The organism is Bacillus sp. Leaf49 (assembly GCF_001426125.1).
Taxonomy (GTDB): Bacteria; Bacillota; Bacilli; order Bacillales; family Bacillaceae; genus Bacillus; species Bacillus altitudinis.
The window spans coordinates 219,813-232,406 of record NZ_LMRK01000023.1; the positions used below are offsets into that span (position 1 = coordinate 219,813).

Sequence of the window (12,594 nt, forward strand, 5' to 3'; positions counted from 1 at the left end):
TATCCAACATAAAAAAACATCACTCGTCATTTTCATTGAGTGATGTTTCACATTCTGTATTTATCTCACTACCCCGTTTTCTTTTAAAAAACGCTCAAACAGCTGATTTCCTTCCTCTTCAATTTTGTCATCTTCAATAGAATACTCGCCAATCAACAGCCCTAAATCTTCATATTTTTCATAATGCTTTAAAAGCGTTATCCCATACCATGTATGATCAAAGAATAATTGCCACTTTCCTGTTTCTAAACTCTTAAAAAACACTCCTTCAACATCAAGACCCTGTTCGTAATAGCCAACATGTACATGCATGGTATCATCTAAACGACACATTTTATTCTCCTTCTCGTTCCTCGTAAGAATTTATAGACCTTGCTGAAATTCAATCGTCCTCAACTCCACCCATTCAACACTATCAGGTATCGATTTTGTTTTTAGAAAATATTGAACGATTTCATAAGCTTGATGTCGATCGACGTAGCTGCATGAAGGTACATACAATGGTGCGCCTGCAACGACATGCTTGATCGTTTCTATCTTCTCTACTTTTTTAAAAGGAACCAAAAAATCTGGATATCTCATGAGAAAAAAGCCATAAGGTTCATGATAAAAGAAAACAAGACTTTCCGTTTCCCAATCTTCATCCACTTCAATAGAAGATTCTCCATTCCCTTGTTTCCAATAGTCTTCACCCTTATGGAAGAAGATTTCTTTCATCCATTCTTCTCCTGGATTTTCCACTGGAGCACCGGTTGGTCCATAATACAAAAACATTCCATTCTCTCCTTGTTCATTTATTGATCCCTTGTTCTCTTTCCTTCAAATGTGTAAAATGCATGCGTCTGTTTATTTAATTTTAGCATGCTGAATAACTGTGGATTTAATTTTTCAGCATCTTGGGTGCTTACCCATTTTACTTCTTCAATATCATGATCAGGATCTAGAATATTCATCTCTCCCCCGATGATTTCCGTAAAAATAAGTGCATGATGCATGTTATCTTGAAAAAGTATTTCTCTAACAGAATGAAGTTCATTTACTTTGATCACATATCCTGTTTCTTCTCTCACCTCACGGATCACAGCTTGCTGCAGATGTTCTCCTTTTTCCACTGCACCACCGGGAAACTCCCAATAACCTTTCACATTTTTCACCATGAGAATATGTTCATCCATGTCATAAATCAAAGCTGACACCACGTCTACTCACCCATTGTCGAAAATATAAAACGAGCTGTTCATATCAATCTTTTCTCATTATACTGTATCCTTGTTACGAAAGATTGGAGGGCTTAGCTCGTGGATCATTATGCTCTTGCTGATTGTCCAAATCAGATTTACGAGGAACATCGTCTCTCTTTTGAGACAATTCAAGGAGTCAAACGAGAAAATCATTGAAAAACGACAAGTAAAAAACCTCCTTCATTTAGCGGGAGGTTTGTTTATTTGATTCTCTTTCAATTGTTTCTCATCGTATAACAAATATCTGATACGCTGTAGATAATGGAGCGCAATGTGACCGAGACAGAACATAAGCCCGATCATTGAAAGTATATAGATGGGCAACATCAAACCAGGTACATTGTTTATGACAAAAGCCAAACCAACCACTGTCAGCATAACGAGACTTATAAATCTTATCAATACCACTTGAAGTCCCCCTTCATATTCACCATAACAGATTTTCCCTTTATTTTCATGACCTGCCTAAAAAAGATGCGAATCCACTAAGATTCACACCAAAAGGGGTATTACCTATTCGACTCACTTCTCTTCTCACGCGCTTCCTTCCACTGCTCAAGCTCAGACACCGTCAATAATTGATATCCTTGTTTGGTGAGTTCTTTGATAATCGTGACGGCTGCGTTGGCTGAGGTGTCATAGATGTCGTGCATTAAGACCGTTTCACCGCTAGATGCATGGGCTAGAATGTAGTCCGCGACGTATTGGCTGTTTCGATATTTCCAGTCTTCAGGATCCACATCCCAAAGGGTCACTTTCATGTGAAGAGCTTCGTTGATTTGCCCGTTTGTCCCTCCATATGGCGGTCTAAAATGAGTCGGTGTGAACCCGCTCGCTTTTTCAATGATTTGTTGCGTGTCTTCTACTTGTTTGACCGCTTGTTTTAAAGGAAGTCTTGTGAGCAAAGGGTGGTTATAGGAGTGGTTTCCAATTTCATTTCCACCCTTTCTGATTTCACTTAACATATCGGGATAATACTGAACCCTGCTGCCTAATACAAAAAATGTAGCATGTCCTTTGTTCTCTTTTAATGCTGTTAAAATTTTTGAGGTCGTTGATGGATTGGGCCCATCATCAAATGTGAGTGCAATGGCTTTTTGATTTGGATGAAATGTGGATGGTTTTGGCAATTTCACAATCTTTCTTGTTGGAATCGGTTCTTTTTTCTCGTTTTTGTTCAATTCTTTCTTAATATATTCAGGTTTTAATATTCCTGTCAGTAGTGTTTTCTTAATCGCTAACACTTGAGGGCCTTGATGATTTGGAGCGATTTGTCCTCTTGGAAAGTAGAATTCGATATAGCGATCCTTGATGGCAAAATACTGATAATTCTTCGCCACAGGAGACGTTCCCTGTTTGAGCAGCGGCTGATTTTCAGCTAGCGTTCGATCTTTTTTTAATTCCTCAAAAGTCATATGAGATAATTTTTGAAGATTGTCCTTCTTTGATAGAAAGATATCGTTGATTGATAAAAATGTCTGTTTCTTGAAATCAAAGTTCATCACCTTCGTTTGATTGACGCCTTGCTTTCCGCCCTTCACTTCATATGTATTGAATTTGATTGCGACGGTTTGCTTGGCATAATGAATGATCTCATAATCGATGTTTAATTCGTATCGTTTTTCTTCATTGACATCACTCGCTTGACTAAATGATGTTTTAAACTTTTCTAACGCTGTCTCTGCAAATCTTTTGATCTCCTGATCTAGTTTTTCTTGATGAAACAGCGGATAGTTGACAGCATATCTCATGAATTTCCCGTCATTCACAAGTGTGACAATTTCAACTTGTTTGTAGCTCGCATCTTGTTCTACTTTTTTCCTCTCTGTCCCGCTTGCTTGCTGGTTATGATAAAACGCAGCGATACCGATGACGATCGCAAGTACACATAGGACGAGACTGACCTTCCCTTTCATTGACACAATGATTCTCCTCTCGTGATGCCGTCATGTCTAAATGGCGTGTGTTTGTAGGATAGACTTTTCGCAGCCCCTTTTTAGTTTGCGAAAAACACACTTGTCACATTTTCGACATATTTTACAAGAGACATATAAAAAGGGCTTGATCGCTCAGCCCTTATTTTTGCATATACAGTTGGAATAACTTTGTTTCTTCATCAATAGAGCGTGCCTGGTCAAAAGCTGCTCTGACTGTTTTTGAGTTGTTCACCAGCTCATACAGCATGGTGAGAACAAAAATAAATGACGCATTTCCATCAATGTAGTCATCGGGCGCTGTATAGGAGATCGCCCCTGTTTCTAAAAAAGCTTCTGCCACCTTTTTTTCACCTAGTGTACAGCCTGTACATATAATGTGGACTCCATTTAACGAAGCATACCGCTTTATGTCATCCGCACCAAAAGCAGCACCTCTCGGCTCACCCTCTTCGTATACATCTTCTCCTAACTCCGGCATGAGAAACGCTCCTTCTTCTCCGTGAAAGGATAAAAGAATGAAATCCGTTTCGCCTCTATTTTTCCCTGATAAAACATCAATCAGGTCATTCGGTCGGCCTATCCAATGCATATCGACTTTTGCACCAAAGTTTTCAAGTGCGGCACGAAGTGCAAAGGATTCCAGTTCACTATTTGGTCCGGCTGCCAATGTGATGCGCATGACTGGCTGGCTCATTTATATCCCCTCCAAACGATGATAAACATAGCACCATTTTTTCCTCATCTACATAAGCACCATTTATTTTTAGTGCTTTTTCTTCTACCGCATACGACTTAAATCCAACAGACTTGTAAAGATGTTTGGCTGGGTCATTTGTTGTGACCACTGTTAAATATATTTGTTCGATGTCTTTTTTTTCGCGTGCAAAAGAAAGAACTTTTGTCAGGAGTGCCTTCCCCATTCCTTTTCCGCGTCCATTAGCCGTTACATACATCGCTGCCACATTGGCACGGTGCTTTAATTTCTGCAAGGTTTCTTGTATGAGTGTAACCGAGCCGACCAGCTGACCTTGATGGAAGGCTCCGAATGTCCACATAGATTGTGTAGAGGCAAAACGAGCCTTATATTTATTCTTCGTATCTAGCTTCTCTTCCTCGTAACTCATAGCAAAACTCTCTGGGTTTAATCGGAGTGCTTCTAATCTCAAGTTCGCATATTCTTGAGCATCTTCTGGTGTTAACAACCGAATATTCAGAAAATCGCCTCCATCAGAATGAATTGATACTTCCAATTTTATCTTGAAAGGCGCTTTTGATCAAAGAATATTGGTTCATTTACATATAGCACATTTCTTATAGACTTTTAGGCTCTCTTTCGTTTTTGTGAAAACAAGGTCATTTTGATCATGTTCACTCGATATTTCCTATCCAAAACGATTCTTTTCTCACTTATCTTTTCACTTTTTTTATATTAACCTATAACTAATTCATAAAAAAAAGAAAAAAAAAGGATTGATATGAACAAAAACATATCATAAGATAGAATAGTAATAAAAAGACAAAAAAGGGAGGAATTTGATATGACAGAAACAAGAAATGAAATCAAACTACATGTTCTTTTTGGTGCTTTAGCAGTAGGATTCCTTATGCTAGCTCTTTTTTCCTTCTCGCTACAAGTACTACCAGTTGCTGATCTAGCAAAAGAATTTGGTATTCCAGGCAGTGTTGCCGCTGTAGTTCTTAATGTGGTTGAAGCAGGTGGAGCTGTCACTACAATTGTCTCCATTTTAACTGCTGTAGGTTCAGGCGGCCTTTCTCTTATTGCTGCGGCTGGTAAAGAGACAATTCGTCAATACCTTAAAAACGAAATTAAGAAAAAAGGCCGTAAAGCCGTTATCGCTTGGTAATTTATTTAACGACTCAATAGAAGGAGACTCTGTTCTCCTTCTATTTAAATTTTTGTGCAGGTGAGAAGATGTTATATCCATTATTATCACTACTTCTATCCATTAGACTGGAGCAACAGTATTCTAATATCGCTCAGTTCGTTATACGAAAAATTCCATTTCTCAAGTCGTTTTCTTCAAAACAGTACATATTTTTTTCTTGTATTCTTGATATCATATTCGGATGCATGATTGTATTCGTTATATCTTCATTTCTTTACTCTCCCGTCTATCAAATAGAATGGGAAAGTGCTTTTGTGATGTTTTTATTTCTATTTTCTATCGTCAAAGGAATTGAATCTTATAGAAGAACTCATCTTCTTCCTTTTAAAGAATTGATACAGCTAGCACCTGTTTCCTCTAGACAACTTTTTCAAACGCTTCTGTTTTCAGAATTGATTTGGCTTGTGTTTACGAGTTTGAGCACTTATTTGATCTATTTTTTATTCCAATATGATATTGTTCAAACACACGATCTGGCATTCTGGTTAAAACATGTCAATGTGATGCTGACAAGTATCTTCCTATTTATCATCAGCAATAAGATATTCGGTGCTTATATCTATAACATCGTCGTGAAAAAAATCGGGGCTATTCGTGTCCTCTTTTTTGCAAGCATCGCTTTGCTTTTTTTCTTATTCGGAAGGGTTCTCATATTAAACATCATTTTCCCTTTTTATCACACCTTCCAAAAACTTTTTCAATCGATCTCATCGCTTGCAGAGGATTCGTTTTGGATCACTCTTTCAAACAAACTGATCTCTTTATATCAACATGATCTTCAGCAAATGCATCATACTTTATTTTCAGATGGCTCTGTTTTTCTACAATTTCAAGCTCTGTTCCATTCACCTATTACATTGATTGTTGTGCTATTAGGTAGTGCGCTTGTCATGAGAAGTCCTGTTCGATGGATTCCAACGGAAAAAGATCAAGACCAAAGCTCAAAGCATTTTCGGGATTTATTTTATTGGTACTTTCAAGTACTGCATAAAATTCAGGGTTCGCTGTTTAGACAAAATGTGTTGATTCAAAAAGACATCAAGCTGCTGAAAGAAAAAAGGTGGCTCTTATCTAAAGAATTTTTTAATTATATGTTCATGTCATATGAAGCCTTCTTTTATATTGGTGTTTTTACCGGATTGATCTCGATCATCGATCATCAAGCCTTGCAAATTCAGCTGCTATTCACACTCAATATTATGATACTAGCGAATCAATCTTATGAGATGAGAATGCTGACACCTTCTATTTTTGCTTTAAGTGCTGAAAAAAAGAACATTTGGCTTTACGAGCTTTCTCAAATATCTCTTTTGCAATTTTTCTTATCAAAAATCCAGTTATTTTATTGTTTATTTTCCATACCAGCGCTCTTTTTACTATTCATTAATCTATCTATTATGACTGTGTATCAACTGTTTCATGTTCAGATGCTCATTCAACTGGTGGTATTAGGGGTTGGCTTTTTCATTTTTCCTTTGATTCAGCTTTACTTGTTTCCATTCACAACGAAATTCAATTTTATTCATGAGCATGAAATAGGGACAACAAATGAGGAACTAGAGATCATCGATAAAGGTCAGGCATTTGCAAGAAACTTTCTTGTTCTGCCTTTCATGTACTATTTGATTTTGACCTCTTTTCTCCCTATATTGCAGCAATCCTCAGGGCTCGTAAACGTGCTGTTCGCTATATATTTTGTGATGGTTTCAGTGATTTGCTGGATATTATGCCGCAAGACCATTTATAAAGGAATTGAGTATGTTGAAAAAAATAAGATATTTTCTATCGGAGAATAGATTGATTCTACGCCTCGGCTATCTTTACGCCGGTGTATTTATTGTAGCTTTGCTCATTGGAAGTCTCCTTCCTTATGATCAGATTCCTTATTTAAAAAAGAATGAAGACATGTTTTTTCTCTCTATTTTTTCAAACAATTTACAGGTTGGGCTTGCCATTCTAGGTATCGGGGCTTTTACTGGCGGCATTATGTCTGCTGGCATTCTTTTTTATAATGGCTATATCATTGGAAAACTCATTCAGTTTTTGATAGCTCAGCATGAAGTGCAGCAGTTATTCACTGGCCTCATGCCACATGCTTTTGTTGAGGTTCTTGGTTTGATCCTCTTTTCAATCGTCAGTGCTTTTCCATTTATTTATCTTTACCGGTTTATGAAAGGTAAGGCCATTGATGTAAGAAAGCTGACTCGGACTGTGATTCAGTTAATCTTTGCCGCTGTAGTGCTCTTGTTGATTGCCTCTCTTTTAGAGGAATATGTCAGCCATGTACATCTATCTTAGAAGAAAGGAGAATGTGGTTCTATGGATCTACTTCTACGCCCTAAGCAATTTTTCAACCAACATCAATCGACCAAAACTGTTATAGGCTTAGTCTTACTATCTTTATTTGTTTCAACTGTTTTTTTAACATTTTTCATTATTGATTTGTTAGTAGAGGAACCATTATCTGCGGGAAAACAATTAGCCAGCATTGTGTTTATCTTTTTACTGACAATCCCACTTTATTTCATATTGAATTTTCTCGGTACTGTCGTGACTTCAATTTATATGTACTTTTTTCATAAAACGTTTATTTTGCGCAAAATGTATTTTGTCATCTTGCTTTATAATGCGTTTCTTCTATTAGTGAATAGCGCAGCAATCTATTGTGTGATGGTACTCGATTTAGATCATTATTTTATCTTCATCCAAGCGGTTTCGTTTTTGATCAACTTGTACCTTTTACGCATCCTTTATGATGGGATCATTTATTATGCTAAAGGATCAAAAAAAGCCGCCCTTGCGACCGTCATCTTGTATATGCTGGTGACCACTGTTTTTGTTATTGGAGGATTTATCAATGGCTAGTTTGCAAGTGTCTCAGCTATCTTTTCGTTATGAAACAACTGAAGAAAGCTCTCCCCTCCTTGATCAAGTATCCTTTCATCTGAAAGAAGGTGATCGTGCTTGTATTATCGGAAAAAACGGCAGCGGTAAATCGACACTTTTAAAGATCATCGCAGGTCTGCTTCCTTCAGTATCCGAAACGGTTTTACTCAATGAACAGCATCATCCTGGGTCAGCTCTTTATAAAGGGTTGGTCGCGTACATCCCAGATAAGCCTTTGGTTTATGATGCGCTGACTGGTATCGAGCATATGACTCTTATACAGTCGCTATGGAAAATGAATCAGTCAGAAAAAGAGATATACAAAAAGACCTTTCTCTCGCTTTGTGATGCATTTGATTTAACTCATGCACTCAAGATGCCTGTCAAACAATATTCACTAGGTATGAGATATAAGCTTTTCTTTAATTGTATGGCGGCCAGATCACCAGAGCTAATCATTCTTGATGAACCTTTTACATCTCTTGATGAGGCATCTCAAATGCAGTCTATTTCTTTATTAAAAGAAGAATTCTCTGATCAATGTGTTTTATTTACAAGCCATCAGCGCTACCTTTATTCAGAATTAGGAAATCGTTTTTTCGAGCTTGATCACGGACAATTAAATGAAATAGAGCGTTAAACATACAAAAGGCATCCCATCACAGGATGCCTCACTTCTTTATACCATTATCTTACCACTTACAGCGTTTGACCGGGCGGCAGCAAGGATTCTTGATATCGCTGCCACAGTCATATTCTTCCACAATATACTCATTTCGAGTAGATTGCGTCACAGGGTAGTAGTTTTCAATTCTTTTGATGTTTTTATTGACGTTTGTGATATGAGTTGGATGAATTTTTCTAATCGTTTGTTCATTTGTTGTCGTGTTGACAATTTGACGTGTAGGGGATACAACCGTTTCAACTTCTCCATGATTCCCTCTGCGAGGCCCAAAGAAAAAATTGTCTAATCGATTCCGGCTCATTCTCAACACCCCTTCAAGTTGTCTTTCACTTACACTCTATCGTATGCCAAAGGCACGATTAGTGATTAGATGCTTGTCTATTTTTGAAAAAATCCGCTGGTGATCTAGTAGTCTCTTCCTTTACAATAGGACAATTTTAACATATTATACAAATGATCTCTTGTGAAGGAAAGGACATTCATTGATGAAGACAAGACATAAACTTTTTTCATTTTTCATCCTGCTCGTCGTAGTTATCACCCTTCCCTTGCTGTCGCCTATGGTTTTTACAAATGCGACTGAAAGAGGAGCGATACGGCATGCCATTTATCAAGAAGGCTACCCTTACCAAAGCTATTTTGCTATTTTGCAAAAAAAGGACGATGTAGACCCTCAATATGGTCAGCTGTATGATGTGTATTGGCAGGCTTGGAAAAGCGAGACAGGAATGACACCTTCCGTCTGTTATTCAAAAAAGATAGAAGACCATGAATATAAGGTCAGCTGCGGAACTGCACCATAACATTTTTCAATAACTTTAAAATTAGAGGTGAACGATTTGATCAACACAACACAAACCATCGAACGAAACAAACTGGACATTGCACTTGAACTGACGCAATTGCATTTGAATCGATATGAAGCAAATCATCCTGATCAGCTGAGTGAAATTTATGCGAAATATTATGCGCTTCTTGAAGTACTGGACGTATCCTCATCTGATCAATTAATGGATTTACTGCCAGATGAACTGAAACAAATACTTGATTAAAAAAGCCATCTATCCTGTGTGGATAGATGGTTTCCTTTAGACACGTGCAGCCATATCGGTTTCGATTTGTTCTAAGCTTCTTCCTTTTGTTTCGACTAATACAAAGCGCGTGAACAACAGGCCAATTAAGCAGATGACCCCAAATGAGGAGAAAATGACGCCAAAGCTGAATTGGTCAGCCAAGATAGGGAATACAAGGCCAACTGCTAATGATCCCGTCCAGTTAAAGGCAGAGGAAATGCCCGCTCCAATACCCCTGACAGAAAGTGGGAAAATTTCACCAATGATAATCCATGTGATCGGTGCCCATGAGAAGGCATAGCACAAAATAAAGCAGCAAAGTGAAATCAATGTGACCCAGTTTAATATGCCTTCACTCACTCCGAGCGCACCTAATGCCGCTGGTGCAAAGAAAGACAGGGCCATCCCCGTTCCCCCAACTGTGAGAATCGTTCGGCGGTCGAACCGGTCGACGAATTGTAAAAAGATCACGGTCGTCACAACAAATATGACACCAACAATGACGGTAAAACCTGCGGCAACTTGCGGAGCAAGACCTACATTTCTTGCGATACTCGTTGCATAATACACAATGGAGTTCGCCCCCTGTATTTGCTGGAGTGTCGCCATTCCGACCCCAATAAAGAGAGCCATTCGGAATTTCTTTTGAAATAATTCACGAATTCCTGAGCGTTCTTCTTTTGCCACTTCTAAAATTTCTTGCATTTCTGCTTCAATCTCTTCACGTGAGGAACGAAGTGATCCTAATACTTCACGTGCCTTATGAGCCATTCCGTGTTTAATTAAATATCTTGGAGATTCAGGAAGTTTCAGCATGCCAATATAAAGCACGATCGCAAATAAAGCAGCACTTCCCAGCATCCAGCGCCAGCTGTCTGGAATTGGTTCAAACACAAATGCGACGATATAGCTAAGCAATAATCCACTCACAATCATCAGCTGATTCAGGCCGGACAATTTCCCGCGAATTTTGGCCGGAGCGATTTCAGACATGTAAGCAGGCACGAGCGATGAGGCTGTCCCTACAGCTGTTCCTAAGAAAATCCGGGCAATGGTTAATGAGATTTCTTCTGGTGCAATGGCTGAGCCAAGCGCACCGACAAAAAAGATAATCGATGACACCAAAATGAGCTTTCTGCGGCCAAACTTATCCCCCATCAGACCGCTTAAAATGGAACCAATGATCGCCCCGCCCATTAATGAAGAAACGACGATGCCAAGCCATAACGGGCTGAGCTGAAATTCTTCCTGAATGTGCCCTTCTGCCCCTGCGATAATACCAATATCATATCCAAATAAGATACCTGCAAAGGACCCGAAAAAGAAGATAAATTTACTTGATACTTTTTTCTCCAAGTGGATGACCCCCCTCACTTAATAAACCGCTTTCATTTCTCCCTGCCATTCTACCGTTCACAGTAGAATGCATTTCACCCTTCTTTATAAAACCACATATTCTGCATTCACAAGCTTTGCAAAATGAACAATTTGATCAACCGTTAAATTGAGAGATACGACTGTATGATGACCTCCGCCGTGCTTAATCCATGCTTTGATGCCATCTTGAAAGTTCGGTTTGATTTTCCAGAGGACTCGTGCCACCGGTAAATGAGGTGCTGCTTCCTGCGGCTCAAAGGCTTCCACTTCTTGAATCAGCCATTTGAAATGTGTTCCAAAATCAGCAATGGAGACAACAACGCCCTCGCCTGCTTTTCCATCAAACACAAGACGTGCTGGGTCTTCCCGGTTTCCAATGCCTAGCGGAGACACGACAATGACAGGTTTTGTATGTGCAAGCGCTGGATCTACTTCTAGCATATGAGATTGCAGCACCGCTTCCTGACCAGAGGTCATTTCATATGTGTAATCTTCCATAAAACCTGTGGATTGATGATGGCTCATCACCTTTAATAAACGATCCAGTGCGGCGGTTTTCCAATCCCCTTCACCTGCAAAGCCATATCCCTTTGCCATGAGGCGCTGAACAGCTAGACCCGGAAGCTGCTTCATGCCATGTAAATCTTCAAAGTTTGTCGTAAAGGCATTGTAGCCGCCTTCATCTAAGAAACGTTTGATGGCAATTTCATATCGTGCTTGCACTTTTACACTTTGTTCCCATTCTTCCGCCGAATAACTCCCATAATCCACGTCATATAACGTTAAGTACTCAGCAAACAGAGCATCAACTTCTGCTTCTTCCACGGCATTTACATAGTTCACAAGGTCGCCTATTCCAAAGTAATCAACGGTCCAGCCCAGCTGGATCTGCGCTTCAATTTTATCTCCTTCTGTCACCGCAACGTGGCGCATATTGTCACCAAACCGAGCCACTTTGATGTGGAAGCTCTCATGATAGGCAGCCGCAACGTCCATCCAATCAGCGATTTGCTGCTTCACCTCCTGCTTCGACCAATGACCTGCAACGATTTGGTTTTGCTTATTTAAACGTGCATTGATATAGCCGTACTCTCTGTCTCCATGTGCCGATTGATGGAGATTCATATAGTCCATATCAATCGTGTCCCACGGAATGTTTTCATAGTATTGCGTGACGAGATGCAAAAGAGGCTTTTGCAAAAGAGACGTACCACGTATCCACATTTTTGCTGGAGAGAACGTATGCATCCAAGTCATCACACCGATGACCTCATCACGATAGTTGACCTCTTTCATCAGCTGTGTGATTTGATCCGCACTAACCGCCAGTTCCTGCAGAATAATTGGATAAGGCAGCAAACCGCTCTCATTTAAGGCATCTGTTATCTTTTGCGCATCTGCCTTCACTTGCTTCAGTGCTTCACCCCCATATAAGTGCTGTGAACCGACGACAAACCAACATTCTTTCTTCTGACTTGTTAACATAGA

The 12,594-nt window shown here is 39.3% G+C and carries 16 protein-coding genes; 7 read left to right on the forward strand and 9 right to left on the reverse strand.

What is annotated here, in order from left to right:
* Nucleotides 1–60: 60 nt before the first annotated feature.
* The 6 genes from ASG46_RS17215 to ASG46_RS17245 form a co-directional block, all read right to left on the reverse strand.
* On the reverse strand, nt 61–333 hold the full coding sequence (locus ASG46_RS17215) for a DUF3986 family protein (protein ID WP_056705295.1): 273 nt from the start codon (nt 331–333) through the stop codon (nt 61–63).
* 30 nt (nt 334–363) lie between these two features.
* Nucleotides 364–774, reverse strand: a complete 411-nt coding sequence (locus tag ASG46_RS17220) for an Imm1 family immunity protein (RefSeq protein WP_056705301.1) — start codon at nt 772–774, stop codon at nt 364–366.
* A gap of 20 nt (nt 775–794) precedes the next feature.
* Nucleotides 795–1,196: an NUDIX hydrolase gene (locus ASG46_RS17225; RefSeq protein ID WP_234805320.1), complete on the reverse strand. Its 402-nt coding sequence runs from the start codon at nt 1,194–1,196 to the stop codon at nt 795–797.
* 554 nt (nt 1,197–1,750) lie between these two features.
* Nucleotides 1,751–3,163 carry a polysaccharide deacetylase family protein gene (locus tag ASG46_RS17235; protein WP_056705303.1) on the reverse strand — a complete coding sequence of 471 codons (1,413 nt, stop codon included), beginning with the start codon at nt 3,161–3,163 and terminating at the stop codon, nt 1,751–1,753.
* Nucleotides 3,164–3,317: 154 nt separating this feature from the next.
* Nucleotides 3,318–3,872: a hypothetical protein gene (locus ASG46_RS17240; protein ID WP_045034085.1), complete on the reverse strand. Its 555-nt coding sequence runs from the start codon at nt 3,870–3,872 to the stop codon at nt 3,318–3,320.
* Nucleotides 3,826–4,428, reverse strand: coding sequence for a GNAT family N-acetyltransferase (locus tag ASG46_RS17245; protein ID WP_205407411.1), 603 nt, complete (start codon nt 4,426–4,428; stop codon nt 3,826–3,828). Before ASG46_RS17245 ends, ASG46_RS17240 begins: the two co-directional genes overlap by 47 nt.
* A gap of 288 nt (nt 4,429–4,716) precedes the next feature.
* Here ASG46_RS17245 and ASG46_RS17250 point away from each other — a divergent pair, with 288 nt between their 5' ends.
* The 5 genes from ASG46_RS17250 (at nt 4,717) to ASG46_RS17270 (ending at nt 8,611) form a co-directional block, all read left to right on the forward strand.
* On the forward strand, nt 4,717–5,043 hold the full coding sequence (locus tag ASG46_RS17250) for an uberolysin/carnocyclin family circular bacteriocin (RefSeq protein WP_017358050.1): 327 nt from the start codon (nt 4,717–4,719) through the stop codon (nt 5,041–5,043).
* A gap of 299 nt (nt 5,044–5,342) precedes the next feature.
* Nucleotides 5,343–6,881 carry a hypothetical protein gene (locus ASG46_RS17255; RefSeq protein ID WP_234896232.1) on the forward strand — a complete coding sequence of 513 codons (1,539 nt, stop codon included), beginning with the start codon at nt 5,343–5,345 and terminating at the stop codon, nt 6,879–6,881.
* 1 nt (nt 6,882) lies between these two features.
* On the forward strand, nt 6,883–7,383 hold the full coding sequence (locus ASG46_RS17260) for a stage II sporulation protein M (protein ID WP_056705306.1): 501 nt from the start codon (nt 6,883–6,885) through the stop codon (nt 7,381–7,383).
* Between the two features lie 21 nt (nt 7,384–7,404).
* Nucleotides 7,405–7,950 carry a hypothetical protein gene (locus tag ASG46_RS17265; protein WP_056705307.1) on the forward strand — a complete coding sequence of 182 codons (546 nt, stop codon included), beginning with the start codon at nt 7,405–7,407 and terminating at the stop codon, nt 7,948–7,950.
* Nucleotides 7,943–8,611 carry an ABC transporter ATP-binding protein gene (locus tag ASG46_RS17270; protein ID WP_041506855.1) on the forward strand — a complete coding sequence of 223 codons (669 nt, stop codon included), beginning with the start codon at nt 7,943–7,945 and terminating at the stop codon, nt 8,609–8,611. The genes ASG46_RS17265 and ASG46_RS17270 overlap by 8 nt, the downstream gene beginning before the upstream one ends.
* Nucleotides 8,612–8,663: 52 nt before the next feature.
* Here the strand turns inward: ASG46_RS17270 and ASG46_RS17275 are convergent, their stop codons facing one another.
* Nucleotides 8,664–8,957 (reverse strand): CotD family spore coat protein, encoded by a 294-nt coding sequence (locus tag ASG46_RS17275; protein WP_008342559.1) that lies wholly within the window; start codon nt 8,955–8,957, stop codon nt 8,664–8,666.
* Between the two features lie 184 nt (nt 8,958–9,141).
* On the opposite strand from ASG46_RS17275, the gene ASG46_RS17280 reads away from it, so the two are divergent.
* Together ASG46_RS17280 and ASG46_RS17285 are read left to right on the forward strand one after the other, a co-directional pair.
* Complete coding sequence (locus ASG46_RS17280; protein ID WP_024718781.1) at nt 9,142–9,459, forward strand: hypothetical protein; 318 nt, start codon at nt 9,142–9,144, stop codon at nt 9,457–9,459.
* A gap of 27 nt (nt 9,460–9,486) precedes the next feature.
* Nucleotides 9,487–9,708 (forward strand): hypothetical protein, encoded by a 222-nt coding sequence (locus tag ASG46_RS17285; protein ID WP_224558471.1) that lies wholly within the window; start codon nt 9,487–9,489, stop codon nt 9,706–9,708.
* Between the two features lie 36 nt (nt 9,709–9,744).
* Here the strand turns inward: ASG46_RS17285 and ASG46_RS17290 are convergent, their stop codons facing one another.
* Both ASG46_RS17290 and araA read right to left on the reverse strand, forming a co-directional pair.
* The gene (locus tag ASG46_RS17290) at nt 9,745–11,085 is read right to left on the reverse strand and encodes a sugar porter family MFS transporter (RefSeq protein WP_007501378.1); all 1,341 of its coding nucleotides are present in this window, start codon (nt 11,083–11,085) and stop codon (nt 9,745–9,747) included.
* An 84-nt stretch (nt 11,086–11,169) separates the two neighbouring features.
* Nucleotides 11,170–12,591, reverse strand: coding sequence for an L-arabinose isomerase (gene araA, locus ASG46_RS17295; RefSeq protein WP_056705309.1), 1,422 nt, complete (start codon nt 12,589–12,591; stop codon nt 11,170–11,172).
* Between the last annotated feature and the right edge of the window lie 3 nt (nt 12,592–12,594).